The 15,953-nt window shown below is 66.9% G+C and carries 18 protein-coding genes; 9 read left to right on the forward strand and 9 right to left on the reverse strand.

The annotated features are described in order from the left end of the window. Window positions 1–56: 56 nt before the first annotated feature. Complete coding sequence (locus tag CA982_RS23975) at window positions 57–455, forward strand: hypothetical protein (RefSeq protein ID WP_086537634.1); 399 nt, start codon at window positions 57–59, stop codon at window positions 453–455. A gap of 58 nt (window positions 456–513) precedes the next feature. Here CA982_RS23975 and CA982_RS23980 read toward each other — a convergent pair whose 3' ends face one another. The 5 genes from CA982_RS23980 to CA982_RS23995 form a co-directional block, all read right to left on the reverse strand. Continuing rightward, window positions 514–1,080 (reverse strand): hypothetical protein, encoded by a 567-nt coding sequence (locus tag CA982_RS23980; protein WP_086537635.1) that lies wholly within the window; start codon window positions 1,078–1,080, stop codon window positions 514–516. A 28-nt stretch (window positions 1,081–1,108) separates the two neighbouring features. Continuing rightward, window positions 1,109–1,657: a hypothetical protein gene (locus CA982_RS23985; RefSeq protein ID WP_244176477.1), complete on the reverse strand. Its 549-nt coding sequence runs from the start codon at window positions 1,655–1,657 to the stop codon at window positions 1,109–1,111. A gap of 194 nt (window positions 1,658–1,851) precedes the next feature. Next, window positions 1,852–2,184 (reverse strand): transcriptional regulator, encoded by a 333-nt coding sequence (locus CA982_RS23990; RefSeq protein ID WP_244176479.1) that lies wholly within the window; start codon window positions 2,182–2,184, stop codon window positions 1,852–1,854. Continuing rightward, on the reverse strand, window positions 2,174–2,617 hold the full coding sequence (locus CA982_RS26990) for a hypothetical protein (protein WP_244176481.1): 444 nt from the start codon (window positions 2,615–2,617) through the stop codon (window positions 2,174–2,176). The genes CA982_RS23990 and CA982_RS26990 overlap by 11 nt, the downstream gene beginning before the upstream one ends. Window positions 2,618–2,771: 154 nt before the next feature. Continuing rightward, a complete protein-coding gene (locus CA982_RS23995) occupies window positions 2,772–3,131 on the reverse strand; it encodes a MerR family transcriptional regulator (protein ID WP_086537638.1) in 360 nt (119 codons plus the stop codon). A gap of 102 nt (window positions 3,132–3,233) precedes the next feature. Here CA982_RS23995 and CA982_RS24000 point away from each other — a divergent pair, with 102 nt between their 5' ends. From CA982_RS24000 to CA982_RS24010, 3 genes are all read left to right on the forward strand, one after another. Beyond that, window positions 3,234–4,106, forward strand: a complete 873-nt coding sequence (locus CA982_RS24000; protein WP_208618085.1) for a polysaccharide deacetylase family protein — start codon at window positions 3,234–3,236, stop codon at window positions 4,104–4,106. Window positions 4,107–4,655: 549 nt separating this feature from the next. Beyond that, window positions 4,656–6,227, forward strand: coding sequence for a hypothetical protein (locus CA982_RS24005; RefSeq protein ID WP_086537639.1), 1,572 nt, complete (start codon window positions 4,656–4,658; stop codon window positions 6,225–6,227). Between the two features lie 50 nt (window positions 6,228–6,277). Beyond that, on the forward strand, window positions 6,278–7,180 hold the full coding sequence (locus tag CA982_RS24010; RefSeq protein WP_086537650.1) for an alpha/beta hydrolase family protein: 903 nt from the start codon (window positions 6,278–6,280) through the stop codon (window positions 7,178–7,180). A 42-nt stretch (window positions 7,181–7,222) separates the two neighbouring features. Here CA982_RS24010 and CA982_RS24015 read toward each other — a convergent pair whose 3' ends face one another. Further along, on the reverse strand, window positions 7,223–8,266 hold the full coding sequence (locus CA982_RS24015) for a 2Fe-2S iron-sulfur cluster-binding protein (RefSeq protein WP_086537640.1): 1,044 nt from the start codon (window positions 8,264–8,266) through the stop codon (window positions 7,223–7,225). A gap of 2 nt (window positions 8,267–8,268) precedes the next feature. After that, entirely contained in the window at window positions 8,269–9,480 is a 1,212-nt protein-coding gene (locus CA982_RS24020) for a cytochrome P450 (protein WP_086537651.1), read from the reverse strand. Window positions 9,481–9,718: 238 nt separating this feature from the next. Here CA982_RS24020 and CA982_RS24025 point away from each other — a divergent pair, with 238 nt between their 5' ends. The 5 genes from CA982_RS24025 (at window position 9,719) to CA982_RS24045 (ending at window position 14,639) form a co-directional block, all read left to right on the forward strand. Then, a complete protein-coding gene (locus tag CA982_RS24025; protein WP_086537641.1) occupies window positions 9,719–10,651 on the forward strand; it encodes an AraC family transcriptional regulator in 933 nt (310 codons plus the stop codon). A 118-nt stretch (window positions 10,652–10,769) separates the two neighbouring features. Continuing rightward, the gene (locus CA982_RS24030; protein ID WP_086537642.1) at window positions 10,770–11,483 is read left to right on the forward strand and encodes a TNT domain-containing protein; all 714 of its coding nucleotides are present in this window, start codon (window positions 10,770–10,772) and stop codon (window positions 11,481–11,483) included. Then, window positions 11,480–11,929, forward strand: coding sequence for an Imm63 family immunity protein (locus CA982_RS24035; protein ID WP_086537643.1), 450 nt, complete (start codon window positions 11,480–11,482; stop codon window positions 11,927–11,929). Before CA982_RS24030 ends, CA982_RS24035 begins: the two co-directional genes overlap by 4 nt. Before the next feature lie 190 nt (window positions 11,930–12,119). Then, window positions 12,120–13,559 (forward strand): cytosine permease, encoded by a 1,440-nt coding sequence (locus CA982_RS24040; protein WP_086537652.1) that lies wholly within the window; start codon window positions 12,120–12,122, stop codon window positions 13,557–13,559. Between the two features lie 120 nt (window positions 13,560–13,679). Then, window positions 13,680–14,639 carry a phosphotriesterase family protein gene (locus CA982_RS24045; RefSeq protein ID WP_086537644.1) on the forward strand — a complete coding sequence of 320 codons (960 nt, stop codon included), beginning with the start codon at window positions 13,680–13,682 and terminating at the stop codon, window positions 14,637–14,639. A gap of 21 nt (window positions 14,640–14,660) precedes the next feature. Here the strand turns inward: CA982_RS24045 and CA982_RS24050 are convergent, their stop codons facing one another. Beyond that, window positions 14,661–15,458 carry an SDR family oxidoreductase gene (locus CA982_RS24050; RefSeq protein ID WP_086537645.1) on the reverse strand — a complete coding sequence of 266 codons (798 nt, stop codon included), beginning with the start codon at window positions 15,456–15,458 and terminating at the stop codon, window positions 14,661–14,663. 203 nt (window positions 15,459–15,661) lie between these two features. Next, window positions 15,662–15,953: IS30 family transposase (locus CA982_RS24055; protein ID WP_144066094.1), on the reverse strand; the 292-nt coding region annotated here is incomplete at its 5' end.

A 15,953-nucleotide genomic window follows, 5' to 3' on the forward strand; every position in this document is an offset into this window, starting at 1 on the left:
TGAAGTGTTCGCGGGGTCAGCTGTGATGTGCTGACGACGATCCTAGGGTCGGCATCATGAACATGTCAGTGGTGAAGAAGATGTCGATCGTCGCGGGCACGATGGGCGCGGCCGCGGTACTCAGCGTGGTGGGGTCGCCGATTGCCTCGGCGAACTCGTTCTCCGCCAGCACGCAAGGTGGAACCGCGACCTACGACGACGGTGGCGATCAGTTCTGTGCGTTCGCCTGGAACACCGAGGGGGCCCGCTCGGTTCGGGTCACCCTGACCGCGGTCAGCCGACCGGGCCCGAGTCACGACTTCACCGACCGCAACACCTACGCCGGAGGCAACGCAGGCAACACCTGCCGCAGCCTGGCCACGGCGTACGAAGACACCCGATACAAGGCCGTGATCCGCGGATACTGGGGTGAGACCGGGACCACCGAGACGACAACGGTCTACTTCTACAGCTGACCGCCGGGACTTCCGGAAGCCGCGTCGGATGGCGCCGCCGCCAGGTCAACGGCGATGGTCACGAGGCGAGGCGCACGGCTCCGATGTTGCTGGAGCATTCCAGGTAGGGAACCGGTGCGGTTCCCTCGCCGCAGATCCACCGCTGTCCGGCGGCGTCGAGGGCGAAGGTGCCGGTGTCGCCGGCGGCGAGCCGAGCACCGAAGGCGGCTTGGACGGTCATCGCCGTCGGACAGTCGGGTCCGAATGTGAACACAGCCAGGCCGTTGTAACCGTCTCCGCAGAACGTGCCGGCGGCTGAGGGCTCGTTGGGATCGACCGGGCGTTCACCGCTGGGTCCGGACGAGGCCGCAGCACTGCTCCCGGCGGCGCCGGGAGGGGATTGCCCGGTGTCGATGTCGCCCCCCGGATCGGTTCCCGCACCGGGTGTCGGCGGAGCGACTTGTGGTGTGTCGGCCGGTCGGGTCGGATGCGATACCGCGGCTGATCCCGAGAGCGCCCTCGCCACTGACGAAGCGGACTCCGAGGCGGTCCCGGTGTCGGAACTGCATCCGGCGATCGCGATCGCCGCCGAGGCTGCGAGAGCGAGGGCGCCGGCTCCGATGAGCGAGCGGGTGGAAGAGATCATGCCCGTGTCCCTTTCGACGTCGGTGTGGTCAGGGGACCAGTAGTGCGTTGAGTCCAGGGATGATGCTGCTGGTGGCGGTGCCGCTGTACTGCTCGCGCAGCACGGTCACGGTCGCCACTACCGGTCCGGCGCCCGTGCGAGCGGTTGCGGACGTCGGCAGGGTGACCGGATAACCGGTGACGGGCACGGTCCCCGGCATGAACGAGGGACGCTGCCAATGGCGCAGTGCCACTGTTCCGCTGGTGCCGGTCGCCAGGTTGCGCCACGACACCGACACATAGCGGTAGGCGTACTGGTAGAACCACGGCGCGGGATCGGTGACGCTGAAGACCACCGACGACTCAGGTGCGGGCCGGGCGACGACCCGCGTCTGCTGGAACGATCCGCCGGGCACGCCCCCGGGGCCGGCCTCGACGCCGCCGATTGCGGGAATCGCGAACGAGAGACTCTGTGCGGCAACAGGATGCCCTACCGACACTGCTGTGGGTGTGGCCATGGCGGCCGGGGCCGCGGCACAGGACAGTGTGGCCATCGATGCGGCGGCAGCGGCGACGAGTCGAATTCGATTGGGGGACACAAGATGTACCTTCCGGTCGGTGGTTGTCACACAGGCGGATACGCGAGGACCCTGTTGTCGGTGACGAGGCCATGGGTGGGGTGCGGCGCGCCGTCGGCGCAGCGATGTTCGGCCGAGCACCGGACCGGTACTCGGTGGGACGAAGTGGTCGGAGGGGTGTAGTCGCGGGGAGGGGTGAAGTCGCGGGGGCGGTCCTACTGCACGACGTCTGGGTGGATGGTGTCGTGTTCTGCGGTCTCGATGATCGCTCTGAGGGCGGCGGTATGGCCTCGGTAGGCCTGTCGTCCACGTTCTGTCAGTGACAGCCGAAGCCGCGAACGCCCTGCGCGAGTGACGTATTCCTCCTCCAGGTAACCGTGTTCGAGCAGTTGGGACACGTGTTTGCTCAATGCGGACTTCGACAGTTCCAGTCGGGTCTGGAGCTCACCGAACTCCACATACGTGGCCGCATGGGCGATCGCGCAGATCCGCAATCGATACGGCGCGTGGATGAGCGGGTCGAAACCGGGTAGGGGTTCAGGCGGCACGGGTGGTCCTTCCGGATCGGTAGCGGCGGCCCATGTCCAGTGTCGTCGCACCGGCCGCGAGGCCGGCAACGAACCAGAGCCAGGGGATCTCGAGACCGATGGCCAGGACGGCCGGGACGCCGACGAAAGCGCCCATCGCCGCGACGTAGGGGAGCGAGGCGCCGACATCGGGTGCCACGACGCCGTATCCGGGTCTCGCGTACACCCATCGAACGCCAACCGCCACGACCGCGATGAGCCCGACGACGGTGATCGCCTTCGACGGTCCTTCCGGGAGTGGTTGAGCCCAGCAGACCGCCGTGAGGAGCGCGGCTTGCGCGACGAAGAACCTCCGCGGCAACGGCGGGTTGCGCGTCGCCGCTTCGGCCCCCTGCGCCTCATCCAGGAGTCGGCGCGCATCGTCACGACCAGGAGGCCAGCCGTCAGTTTCCATGACGGAAACAGTAGCACTCCTGGCCGCTCATCGGGAACCTTTGACACACAACCCGTCTGAAACAGTCCGATACCACTTGGTGAGTGGCCGACGGCCCCGGCAACTCGGGTAACGCGTCACTCTTGAACACGCTCCGAATTCTCGATCAGTTGAGTCAGCGCCGCAGCGCAGCGTCGATGACGTCGTCGAGCACGGCCCGCGAAGTCCGCAGATCACGGATCGCCTCGTCGATACGCGCCCGCTCGGCGGCGAGACTTTCGGCCAGCTTGGGTGTCGCAGCGGCCGAGGGACCGCCGTCCGAGTCGCGCATGCACGGCAACAGTCTCGCGATCGTGTGACTGCTGAGTCCGGCGGCGTAGAGCTCCTGGATGTGGATGACACGATCCACTGCGGTCTCGGTGTACTCACGTTGCCCACCGGGCGTCCGGTCGGCGGCGAGCAAACCACGCTCCTCGTAGTAACGCAGCGACCGCTCACTCACGCCTGTTCGTCGTGCGAGCTCCCCGATCCGCATACTCCAGTTATACGCAGTCCACCGCCGGCGAGTCGTTCGGAAAGACCGCCGGCCTATTCCTCCTTGACCCTGACACCGGTGTCAGGTCTTACGGTCGGCGCCGTGACGAACCCGGTTCCCGCACCGCCCTACGAGTACAGCCCCATCGTCGACCGCGATCCGATCACGTGGCCGGGCGGCAGGAAGGTCGCCGTTCACCTCGGACTGAACGTCGAACACTTCCGTTTCGGCCGACCGTCGACGAGCATCTGGCCCGGCACCGCGGAATTGACTCCTGATGCGTTGAACCACGGGTGGCGCGACTACGGCTCGCGGGTGGGGATCTGGCGCGTCATCGAGAGCCTCGACCGGCACGGTGTCCGTCCGAGCGTCCTGCTCAACTCGTCGGTCGTGGAGGCCCACCCACAGATCGTCGCGGCCGGTATCGAACGCGATTGGACGTGGCTCGCGCACGGGCGCACCAACTCTGAACTCCACACCGACCTCAGCATCGACGAGGAGCGTCGGGTACTCGCCGAGATCACCGACACCATATTCTCCGCGACCGGCCGCTCCCCGCGGGGTTGGATGGGGCCCGGCCTGACCGAAACCCACCGAACCCCGGAGTTGCTCGCCGAGCTCGGTTACTCCTACGTACTGGACTGGACCCACGATGACCAGCCGTTCCCGTTGACGATCCCCGGAATGTTCAGCGTCCCGTACTCGGTCGAACTGAACGATCTCCTGCTCTTCGGCAAGGGCCTGACCGGTCCGGACTTCCTGCAGATGGTCATCGACAGTTACGAACAGCTCTGCGCGGATTCCGCGACGAGTGGTCGGGTGTTGCCGATCGCCCTGCACCCGTTCGTGATCGGCCAACCGTTCCGACTCAGGTATCTCGATGACGCGCTCGCCTATCTGGCCGCGCAACCAGACGCATGGCTGACCACGACCGACGAGATAGTCGATGCGTACCGCGCACAGATCGAGCGCTGACGCGATGTCGAGCGCGTAGCGATGTGTCGGGGGTGAATGCCGGTTCCCCTGTTGCGGGACCCTCTCAGTCGAGATCCTGTTCACGGACGGCGGAGCGCTGAGTCGTCGGATCTTGCACCTCGGCCACCACCGGCTCGCTCTCCTCGCCCCGACGATTCGCCGCACCCTTGCGCGCGATCCCGCGCCGCAGCGAGCGAGTCGGTAGAACTCCGAAGTCCGCATGGCACACGCAGCCTTTCGGTGGACTTCGTAGTCATGCCTGAACGTTGAATCGAGATGAGTGCTGTGAGTGAAGAGTAGGTCCATTCGGTATGTCGAGGTCGCGCAAGGCACTCTCACGGGTTGCCGGGTATCGACTTTGCTCATTGTCGAGTCCCGGTATGCGACCGGCGCGCACACGTCATCAGACGGAGTGAGCCCGCGGTAAGGTGGGGTGTGTCGGACATTCCGACAACGGTGAGCGACGATTTCGAGACCATTTCACGAAATGGATATGGTCGATTCACTCGGTCCGGTGGTGGTGTCTGAATTGTCCGCTAGTGTTTAGCGATGCTCACAGGCACCCGCGGTACTCGATGGCTGATGCGTCTCTCGGTGGCAGCACTCGTGCTGGCGGTGGCCGCAGGGCTGTCGGTCGTTGCCTCCGGCCCGTCCCAGGCGGCGCCCGTGGTGAACCCCAACGCCGGAAAGCTCGTCGCGCAGGCTGACTTCCAGGTCAAGCGGGACGGCTTCTCCTTCGAGAACTGGGGTCCGAACGACGCCCTGCACGCCCGTGGCCTGAGCGTCGAGGGCATGCGGGCGGTCTTCGGCGACGAGGTCTGCGCACGCATCGTGTTCGGCGTGTGTTCGCCGACCACCGTCGCCGAACTGCTGCAGCAGGAATTCAACGAGTCGATGGCGGGCGGGCACTGCTTCGGGATGGCCGCTCTCGCCGGACTGTATGCCACCAAACGTCTGAACCCGTTCCCGCTGGCGCTGCCATGGCAGCCGGTCTACAGCATCGGCCCGTCGGCGCCGCTCGACGAGCTCATCGCACGGATGTTCATCACCCAGGGTTTCCCGCCCACCGATCTCGTCCAGTCGCAGGTCACGGTCACCCAGGCGCTGTCCCGCCTGCGGTCGGCGTGGGCCCGCAAAGATAATTACGTCCTGGCCATCTACACCGACGAAGAGCAGAGCGCCGGACACGCGATCAACCCGATCGCCATTCGCGACCTGGGCCAGGGCAGGCGCGGCATCGTCGTCTACGACAACAACTTTCCCGGCGTCGAGAAGATGATCGTCGCCGATCCCGCAGCCAACAGCTGGTACTACTCGACGGCGACCAATCCGTCCGAACCGACACTGCTGTTCCAGGGGTCGCCGGTCAACAAGATGATGCTCGTGCCGTTGGCGCCGATCCTGGCGCGCCATCAGGATCCCGAGCTGCGTACCGACGAGACCGTGGTCATGGTGTCGGACAACAACGGCGGAGCTCGCGGTGCCGGCGACGTCGACTGGGACGTGCGGGTCACGGACCCGGCGGGTCGCGCGATCCCGGGCGTGGACAAGAAGATCCTGTTCAACAACGACAACACCGCCACCTTCACGGTCCCCGCGAACCGCATGTTCCGGATCATCGTGGACGGGGTGGAGGCCGGTCGTACCGCGGACATCGACGCCACAGTGCTCAGCGCCGGCGGCGTGGTGGCGATGGGTGATCTCGAAGTGCCCGCGGGCGCGGTCGCAGCCATCGACGCCGACCCGGTTCGGCATGGGATGCGGGTGACCTCGTCGGCGCCGTCGACCGCGGAGTTCCAGGTCGCCACCGAGAATTCGCTGCGATCGCTCTCGACCGGGACCACGCAGCTGGCGATCGGGCCGGGTTCGGCGGTCTCGGTGGGGGCCACCTCTCCGACGGGCGTGACCGTCCGTTCCGAGGGGCGCGCACAGCGGCTGCGGCTGGAGGTCGAACGCAGCGACACCTTCACCGACCGCATCGCGGTCAGCCCCGGATCGATCTCGCTGCCCGCCGGTGCGACGATCACGGTGCCGGTGAACCTGTGGCCGGGCTTCGGCCCCCTCCCGGCGACCGTTCGCAGCGGCCCCTCGATCACACCCGTGCCCCTGAGCCCGCGGTGAGGGCTCCGTCCGTCAGCCGCCGCATCGCACTGGCCGTCCTCGTCGCGAGCGTGCTGGGTCTGCCCGCGTGTTCCAGCGGATCGACGACGACCCCGACGACGACCAGCAGTGCCACCGCGGCCCCGGCCGAGTACTTCGACGAGGTGACGGTTCACCGATTCGATTACCCGACTCCGGATGACGGCGATTCAGAGCAGAACTGGGCCGAGCTGTACCTTCCCGCGGGCGAGCAGCGGGTCGATTCGATCCCGCTCGTGGTTCTCATCCACGGCGGCGCATGGCAAAGTGCGCTCGGCGCCGACATCTTCGAGCCGCTGGCCCGGGACCTTGCCGGCCGGGGCATGGCCGTCTACAACATCGAATACCGTCGCGTCGGGTCGGGCGGTGGGTGGCCGACGACGTTCCGCGACGTCGCGAGCGCACTGGACCACGTCGTCGTCGTGGACCGGCAGTTCCCCCAGATCGACACCGACGACGAACTGATCGTCGGGCACAGCGCGGGCGCCCAGCTCGCGGTATGGGGCGGTACCAGGCACAAGCTCGAGGACGACGAGGTGGGTGCGCGGCCGCTGTTCCGTCCGACGCGCGTCGTCTCGCTCGCCGGTCCGCTCGACATGACCTATGCCGCCACGCACGGCGACGACCGCATCGTGACCGCGCTGGGCGGCACCCCGACGCAGGTTCCGCAGCGGTACACGATGGTCGATCCCATCCAGAACATCGATCCCGACACACCTGTGGTCGCCGTGCACGGAACCGCTGATCGCATGGTGTCGCCGACGAATTCGCAACGCTACGTCGATGCTGTCGTGCGCGAAGGCGGTGATGCCGCGGCCGTTCTCATCCGCGGCGGCAACCACGGTTCGGTGGTCACCTCGACCGCGCCCGAGTATCCGCGGGTCCTCGACATCATCTCCGGCGCGTCGGCTGCCGACGTGGAGGACGTGGCCTGAGCGGGTCCTCGGCCACCGTGACCGACGCGACCGCGGGCCGGTTCAGAGTGTCAGGAGACTCGTTGCCGGCGTGTACTTCTCCCGCCTGATCCGGCGCGGGGGCATCCGTCGCCGCTTGAGGGCCCGGACCCCCGCCTCGACCATCGCGGGCGGCCCGCAGAGATATGCCGCGTGATTGCGGCAGGAGCCGAAGTCCGCCATCATCGCATCACCGACGTAACCGGCGCGGCCACACCACTGTTGGCGACTGAGGCAGGGCGTGTACCGGACGTTCGGGTGCTCGGTCGCGAGTGCGCGCCAGAAGTCGACGTCGTACAGCTCGGTCTCGGTGCGGACGCCGTGGTAGACGTGGATCTCACGTTCGGGGTCGGCTTCCAGGGCGGCTCTCGCGATCGACTTCAGCGGGGCGAGACCCGTGCCCCCGGCGAGCAGGATGAGTCCGACTCCCGGCTCGTCCTCTCGATGACAGAAGTCACCCCAGGGTCCCGTCATCGACACCGACGATCCGACGGTCAGCGAATCGAAGATCCACCCGTCGGTGGCCAGACCGTCGGGTTGCCGGCGGATGTGGAACTCGAGGGTGCCGGATTCGCTGGGCGGGTTGGCCATCGAGTACGGACGTGTCTGGTCCGTGCCCGGGATCGACAACTCGACGTACTGGCCCGCGGTGAACTCGAACGGGTCGTCGAGCGACACCGTCACGGAGACCGTGTCGTCGGCGACCGTGGTGAGGGAGCTGACGGTTCCGGCGAGATCGCGCAACGCGTGGTGGTGCGCGCCGGACTCGTCGGCGGGCGGTTCGACGACGATGTCGGTGGTGGGCGTCGACTGACACGACAGCACGTATCCCTGGTCCCGCTCGCTGTCGGACAGCACGGTGTCGGGGGCCGGCGGCGCGTCCACCATCCCGCCGGTGACGCGTACCTTGCAGGTACCGCAGGTTCCCTGGTTGCAGGAGTTGGGAATCCACACACCCTGACGTAGCAGGGCATCGAGAACCCGCTGCCCGGACCCGCAGGTCACCGAGGTCGTACCGGTGTCGATGCGGAAGGTCGTCGGGTCGGACCGGGTCGTCGGGTCGGACATCGTCACACCTCCCAGACCGTGTGCAACGACGTCGGGCCACGGAAACCCCAACCCCAGAACTCGACGTCGCTGCTGTCGTCGCGCTCGAGGTTCGGGATGGACTCGAACAGCTCCTCGAGTCCGATCCGGCACACGTGGTTGGCGAAGTAGATGCCGGCACAAGCGTGATTACCGGCGCCGAATGCCAAATGCGGCAACGGCGGTCGCGTGATGTCGTACTCCGACGGCGCCTCGTAGACCGAGTGGTCGTGGTTGGCCGATCCGTACGACATCAGGACCACCGAGCCCGCCGGCAGGTCGACGCCGGCGACCTCGGTGTCCTTCGTGCTGATCCGGGCGGTCGCCGACCAGATCGGCGACGTCCACCGCATGCCCTCCGAGATCGCGCGCGGGATGAGACCCGGCTCGTCGACGACTTGCTCGAACTGATCCGGGCGACTGAACAGGCCGACGAGTGTCGACGCCATGGCGTGACCCGGCTCCTGCATCGCTCCGAGGAGGTAGACGTACAGCGTCGGATAGATGTAGTCGCGGTCGCGGGTCTGCCCGTCGGGCATCCCGTCGTGCAGCCAGTGCGAGATCGCGCTGTCGTCGGGATTCTCGATCCAGTTGTCGATCAGCGGATTGACGATCGACTGGATTTCCAGCTTCGCGGCGTCGGCCTCGGCGAAGCCGTCCGGGTTGGTGAACTCGCCGTTCTCGTCGACTCCCGCATTGGTGAACGACACCGACAGTTTGTGGAACCACTCGCGCAACTTGTCCGAGCTGACCGACTGCAGGCCGAGCAGGTCGCCGAGCGCGCGGACGCTGACGGGTTCGCAGTACTGGGCGACGAGCTCGGCGCGCCCCACATCCTCGAAGTCGCTCAGGTACCGGCGGGCGATGGGCCGGACGAGGTCGTCGATCCACCGGTCGACCTCCTGGGGCTGCAGGGCCGGGTCGACCATCGACCGCAGATCCTCATGGATCGCCCCGTTGACCCCGATCACCGCCGGGTGTCCGAAGGTCCGCCCGCCCGCTTTGGTGATGACCGCCTCGAAGTCGGGGCTGGTGGCAATCGTCCGGCAGATGTCCGCGGTCGTGGCGACATAGGAGCCGAGGATCGGGATGTACGCGAGCGGTGCCTCGACGCGGAGACGCTCGTAGACGGGGTAGGGGTTGCGTTCGAGCTCGGTCATCGTGATGTCGTCGATCCACGACATGGTGCTGGTCATGGGTTCCTCCGCTGTGTTCGTCTCGAGAGCCGGGGGTCTGCGCCGCAGGTTGTCGGCGATCCGGTGCGAGGTGACACTAGGGACCGCCGGACCGGCGGTCGATACGGTTCGCGCGGCGGCGGCACCGATCGCGCGACGATGTGATCGCAGTCTCCCCACCGGGTGGCGAGTGCCATGCGTCACCGGGTTGAATCGGAGACGCGGGACCCTGCGCGACCGGAGTACGAGGAAGACATCCATGCGGAGCACCACATCCACCAGTGACTGGGAGACGGCGCATCGCGCCGTCGAAGAGGTGTACTTCCCGCATGAGCTGACCGCGCTGTCGTCCCCGGATCAGCTGAACCTGAACCTGCAGACCGTCGAGCTGGGACCGGTCACGATCGGCAAGCTCAACTGGGGGACCGACGTCTCCATCTCCTGCGACTACCCAGGTGCCTACGAGATCAACATCCCGATGCGCGGCGTCCTGGACTCGCGCGCCGGGTCGGTGCAGACGACGTCCGAGGAGGGCAAGGCCACGGTCTTCACCGCGGACCGCCCGTCGACGATCACCCGGTGGTCCGCGGACTGTGTCGTGGTCGGGGTGAAGTTCGACGCCGAGTACCTCGAACGCGAGGCCGACCGGGTCCGGGCGTCGGCGCTGCGTTCACAGTTGCGGCTGCCCGATCAGCTGGATCTCGCCGGACCCGACCAGCAGGCGTGGTTCGGGCTCGTGCGCGCATTGTCGGCCCAGGTGCGCGAACCCGCCGACCTCCTGTCGAACCCACTGGTCGGACCGCAGCTGGCGAGCGCGATCAGCAGCGCGTTCCTCCTCGCGGTGTCTCCGGAAGAGTCGGGTACCGGTCTGCGCCCGCGGATGGTCAAGCGTGTGCTCGACGCGTTGCACGACGATCCGGGACGAGACTGGCGTCTGGCGGACATGGCCGAGCTGGGCGGCTCGAGCCTCCGACGACTGCAGGAAGGCTTCGCCGAACACGTCGGTGTGAGTCCGACCCAGACGCTGCGGGACATCCGACTCGACCGGGCACACCACGACCTCAGCGAACCGGACAACACCGACACGGTGGCCGAAGTAGCTGCGCGATGGGGCTTTTCGAGCCCGAGTCGGTTGGCTGCCGCGTACAAGAAGCGCTACGGCATCCCGCCGTCGGAACACCGTCGGCGGTAGGCCTTCCGGGGGTACCGCTCGAATCTGTGCCGGAACTTCACAGTTCAGACCACGTGGCGACGCCGATCGGTTAGTTTCCGCACTGCGCGATTCCGACGGACCATCGAAAGGCGCGGCCATGAAACGTCGCCATGCTCTGCTCGCCACGCTCATCAGTGTCACGCTGGCACTCTCCGGGGCAGGGGTGGCGGCCGCCGCGCCGAATCCTCTGGGCTCAGTGGATTTCGGTTCCCTCGGCGCACCTGTGGGCGGCGGGTGTTCGGAACAACTGCTGTACAACAACGAACTGTTCGGGCCGAAAATCCTGGCGACGAGTCCCCCGGTGGGTCCGCAGTTGAGGGGCTACGACCGACTTGCGGGCGAGAGTCCGAGCGATTTTCTCGCCAAGTATCGGACAGGGGACAAGTGGAACTATCCAGAGAAGGACGGATACACGCTGAACCCCGATGGTTCCCCGAAGAAGTCGGTGACAACCCTCGGCCCGAACAAGCGGATCGATCGCTATGGCAGTCCGCGAGGCAGGTTCTTGGCTCCCGCCGGTACGCCTTACAAGAAGCGGGCGCTTCCGCCGGAGAACCTCGTCGACAAAGACAACCCCCAGTTCTGCAACTACCACGTGTACGTGGTCAAGCGCCCGGTCAAGGTGTGGACCGGACGCATCGCCGAGGGGTTCGGCCAACCGGGCGGTGGAATCCAGTACCAGATCGACCAGCAACTCGTCGATCCCGTGTTCATCGAGCAACATCGAGGATGCTTCAACGAGACCGGCGGTTTCGTCAACACCCAGTGGTTGCTGTGTTCGGGTGTGCTCGAGAGCGTCTTCCCCCGATGACGTCAGGGGCCGACGACCAGCTCGACCCCGAGATGCGCAGCCGGATAATTGATCTCGCGGCCAGGATGTCGGCGGAGCCGGCCGACGTGCCCCTGCTGGGACGCATCCGCGACGACGCCACGCCATCGTGCGTGCGCGATCCGGATGGTGTGTGGCATCTGATCATCCGAGAGCGCGGCTCGGTGATGTTCGACCGGCAGTCCAGCGATCCGGAGGAGTTCCTGAGCTGGGTTGCGGTGGCGATCGCCGAAGCGGCGTCGTATCGGCTGCACACACCCGGCGCGCCGGACTATCTGCGCAGGATCTGGGCGGAGCAGTATCGGATGCTGGCCGTGGCGAACCCGGAGTGGGCCCGCGCGTGGCTGCAGCGCACGCGGACACGGCTGATCGACGAGGGCACCACCGACGGTGAACTCGCGCAACTCCCGGACGACCCCGAGGCCTGAATCGCGCGAGGGCGCGTGGGCTGCTGTCGAGCGACGGCCGACGGACTGTCCGCATAGGGAGGGCAGAAAGCGGGCGTTCTGTAGGTGTCGTCGAGTCGACGGCCGGACCACGATGGATGCACTGCGCATCGTCGCGCGCCATGCCCGACCGCACCCGACCCGTCGGGCCGATCTCTTTTGGACGGACTCAATGACCGCACTCGACGCCGCGACCCCGCCGGCACCCGGACCGGGCCATTCGGGCCCGCAGGCCGAGGCCGAACTCGAACTGATTCCCGACACCGCGAAGACCCACGACGTGCGCGGACAGTTCTGGATCTGGGCCGGTGCGAACATCGCGCCGATCAACTGGGTGCTGGGCGCACTCGGCGTCACGATGGGACTCGGGCTGTGGGAGACGGTGGCGGTCTTCGTCGTCGGCAACGCCATCGGCATGACGATCTTCGGCGTGTTCGTCGTCATCGGTCAGCGCACCGGTGTCACCGGAATGGTGCTGTCGCGAGCCGTCTTCGGACGCCGCGGTGCCTATGTTCCCGCCGCCGTCCAGGCCCTGGTCTGCATGGGCTGGTGCGCGGTCAACACCTGGATCGTTCTCGACCTGGTGATGGCGCTGCTCGGCGAGATGGGACTCGTCGACCCAGACCTCGACAACAACGCCGCGCGGATCGTCGTCGCCGCGATCATCATGGGGATGCAGGTGACGATCGCCTGGTTCGGGTACCGGGTGATCTCCGCCTTCGAGCGGTGGACGGTGCCGCCGACGGTCGCGATCCTGCTCGTCATGACCGTCGTCGCGTGGGTGGGCCTCGACGTCGATTGGGGACAGACGACCGCTCCGGAGCTCACGGGATCGGCCCACATCGGTGCGATCACCGCGGTGATGACCGCGATCGGCATCGGCTGGGGCCTGACGTGGATCGGTTACGCCGGCGACTACTCGCGCTTCGTGTCCCGGGACGTCCCGTCGCGCAAGCTGTTTCTCGCGAGCGCACTCGGACAGTTCATCCCGGTCGTCTGGCTCGGTGTGCTGGGCGCGTCCCTGGCGACATTGAGCGACTCCGCCGATCCGGGCGAGATCATCGTCGACGCCTATGGCGTACTCGCACTGCCGGTTCTGTTGCTGGTGATCCACGGACCACTCGCGACCAACATCCTCAACATTTACACGTGCACGGTGTCGACGCAGGCGCTCGACATCCGCGTCGACCGGCGCCTGCTGAACATCATCATCGGCGTCGTGGCCATGGCGATCGTCGTCTACTTCGTGCTCAACAGCGACTTCGCGACCACGATCGACTTCTGGCTGGTGTCGATCGTCGGTTGGTTGAGCCCCTGGGGGAGCGTCGTTCTCGTGCACTGGTTCCTGATCGCTCGGCAACAGATCGACGCCGAGAGTCTGTTCGCCACCCCGGCGGACAGCGTCCTGCCGATGGTCCGGCCGACCGCCCTCGTCGCGCTCGCTCTCGGCGTCACCGCGACCTGGATGTTCATGTACGGGATGCTGCCGGCACTGCAGGGGCCGATTGCGGTCGCACTGGGCGGGATCGACCTGTCCTGGCTGGCCGGGGCCGTGGTCGCCGGCACCTCCTACTGGACCATGGAGAAGCTCACCGCTCCACGCGCTGCGTGACTCTCGACGGACGACCCACGGCGTCGATGAGAACGACCTGCGAAAGCCGCCTGTCGCCTCGGGGCGTCGACTAGGGTTCGGCGCAGTGGAGGCAACGCGGCCTCCTGGTGAGGAGGTTCCATGGCCACCGTCCACACCGCGACCGGCCCGATCGATTCCGCAGACCTCGGAAACGTGTTGGTGCACGAGCATGTGTTCATCGTCGGCGAGGAGTTCCGGCAGAACTACCAGGATGACTGGGACGAGGACGACAAGGTCGCCGAAGCGGTCCGCGACCTGACCGAACTCAAGGAGCTCGGGATCGACACGATCCTCGACCCGACGGTTCTCGGTCTCGGCCGGTACATCCCACGGATCCAACGGATCGCCGAACAGATCGACCTCAACATCGTCGTGGCGACCGGCCTCTACACCTACAACGACATCCCGTTCCAGTTCCACTATGCGGGGCCGGGACTGCTGTTCGACGTCCCGGAGCCGCTGGTCACCCTGTTCACGAAGGACCTCACCGAGGGCATCGCGGACACCGGTGTGCGAGCGGCGTTTCTGAAGTGCGCCATCGAATCCCAGGGACTGACACCGGGCGTCGAGCGCGTGATGCGCGCGGTGGGACAGACCAGCGCCCAGACCGGGGCGCCCATCACCGTGCACACCGATCCGCACAGTCAGTCGGGATTGGTCGCCCAGAAGATCTTCGCCGAGGAAGGGGCCGACCTGACGAAGGTGGTCATCGGCCACTCCGGTGACAGCGTCGACCTCGACTACCTGATGAAGCTGGCCGACGCCGGTTCCATCCTCGGCATGGATCGTTTCGGGCTCGACCTCCTCCTGCCCTTCGACGAGCGCGTGAACACGGTCGCCGAACTGTGCAAGCGCGGCTATGCCGACCGCATGGCCCTTGCGCACGACGCCGCCTGCTTCATCGACTGGTTCGACCACGAGGCGAAGAAGCAGGCACTCCCGAAGTGGAACTATCGGCACATCAGTGAAGAGGTGTTGCCTGCGCTGCGGGAACGCGGTGTGAGCGAGGCCGACATCACGACGATGCTCGTCGACGTGCCGCGGCGCTACTTCGAGTAGCGCCGCGACATCGGCTCGGGGTCAGCGCAGGCTGGTCTGGTACCGGCGCATCCCGCGCAGCCACCGGTCGTAGTCGGCGCCTTTCTGGCGGTACATCTCGAGGACCTCGGGGTGGGGAAGGATGAGGAAGCGTTCGTCGGCGACCGCTTCCAGCACGATCGCGGCCACCGCCCCGGGCGTCAGCACCGTGCCCGCGCTCTCCACGGCGCGCTGCATCAGGCGTTGCTCATCGGTGGCGGAATCAGTGTCCGGCCGAAGCAGTTTGGTGTCGACACCCATCGGACACAGGCAGCTGACCCGAACCCCGTCGTCGCCATGGGTGATGTTGAGCCACTCCGCGAAACCGACCGCGGCATGTTTGGTGACCGAATACGGGGCGTTGCCGATCTGCGTGAGCAGACCTGCTGCCGACGCCGTGCTGACGAAGTAGCCGGTCCCTCGTTCCACCCAGTCCGGGACGAGGCGCCGAGCTCCCCGGATGTGAGCGCGGAGGTTGACGTCGAACGCGAGATCCCACACCGCCTCGTCGGTGTCGACACCGCCACCCAGGCCGACGCCGGCGTTGGCGAAGTAGAGGTCGACGGGACCGAAAGTGCTCTCCGCCAGCCGAACCGCGGCATCGATGTGCTCATCGGAGGAGGCATCGCCCCCGATCGCGGTCGCCGAATCCCCCAGCGACCCGGCGACGGCCTGTGCGCCGGATTCGTCGAGATCGGTGACGACGACCTTCGCGCCCGCATCGACCAGCGCATGCGCGATCGCCGCACCGATACCCGCACCGCCACCCGTGACGATGGCCACCTTGCCCGCGACGTCCATGGATCTCCTTCGATCGCCGATGTGTGGGTCCAGAGTTACCAGACGGCGGGGCTTCGACAGGCCCACCCGGCGGGAATGGGGCTCAGGCGGCTGCTCCTGACCCGAGTGAACCACCCACCCCCGCTCCCTGAGGTGCGAGGAGCGCAAGCGACCACCCACTGCTCCCTGAGGAGCGCCCGGTGCGCAGGCGACCCACGGCGGATTCAACCGGTCGCTGCAACAGCGGGATCGGTTGGTCCTGATCGTAGTAGTTCGTCGAGTTTGTAGGCGGGGCTGCGCCAACCGTGTCGTTTGCGGGGCCGGCCATTGAGTTCGGCGGCCACGTTGGCCAGGATCCCCGGCCCGTGAAACGACAGGTCGGTTCCCTTGGGGAAGTACTGGCGCAGCAGGCCGTTGGTGTTCTCGTTGCTGCCTCGCTGCCAGGGGCTGTGCGGGTCGGCAAAGTAGATCGGCAGCCCGGTCGCCTCGGTGATCGCGGTGTGCAACGCCATCTCC

Source organism: Gordonia lacunae, assembly GCF_002149015.1.
In the GTDB taxonomy this organism is placed as follows: Bacteria; Actinomycetota; Actinomycetes; order Mycobacteriales; family Mycobacteriaceae; genus Gordonia; species Gordonia lacunae.

Coding starts and splice junctions, on each gene's coding strand:
- CA982_RS23975 (WP_086537634.1), top strand. CDS start 57: ATGAACATGTCAGTGGTGAAGAAGATGTCGATCGTCGCGGGCACGATG.
- CA982_RS23980 (WP_086537635.1), bottom strand. CDS start 1,080: ATGATCTCTTCCACCCGCTCGCTCATCGGAGCCGGCGCCCTCGCTCTC.
- CA982_RS26990 (WP_244176481.1), bottom strand. CDS start 2,617: ATGGAAACTGACGGCTGGCCTCCTGGTCGTGACGATGCGCGCCGACTC.
- CA982_RS23995 (WP_086537638.1), bottom strand. CDS start 3,131: ATGCGGATCGGGGAGCTCGCACGACGAACAGGCGTGAGTGAGCGGTCG.
- CA982_RS24005 (WP_086537639.1), top strand. CDS start 4,656: ATGCTCACAGGCACCCGCGGTACTCGATGGCTGATGCGTCTCTCGGTG.
- CA982_RS24015 (WP_086537640.1), bottom strand. CDS start 8,266: ATGTCCGACCCGACGACCCGGTCCGACCCGACGACCTTCCGCATCGAC.
- CA982_RS24020 (WP_086537651.1), bottom strand. CDS start 9,480: ATGACCAGCACCATGTCGTGGATCGACGACATCACGATGACCGAGCTC.
- CA982_RS24025 (WP_086537641.1), top strand. CDS start 9,719: ATGCGGAGCACCACATCCACCAGTGACTGGGAGACGGCGCATCGCGCC.
- CA982_RS24030 (WP_086537642.1), top strand. CDS start 10,770: ATGAAACGTCGCCATGCTCTGCTCGCCACGCTCATCAGTGTCACGCTG.
- CA982_RS24035 (WP_086537643.1), top strand. CDS start 11,480: ATGACGTCAGGGGCCGACGACCAGCTCGACCCCGAGATGCGCAGCCGG.
- CA982_RS24040 (WP_086537652.1), top strand. CDS start 12,120: ATGACCGCACTCGACGCCGCGACCCCGCCGGCACCCGGACCGGGCCAT.
- CA982_RS24045 (WP_086537644.1), top strand. CDS start 13,680: ATGGCCACCGTCCACACCGCGACCGGCCCGATCGATTCCGCAGACCTC.
- CA982_RS24050 (WP_086537645.1), bottom strand. CDS start 15,458: ATGGACGTCGCGGGCAAGGTGGCCATCGTCACGGGTGGCGGTGCGGGT.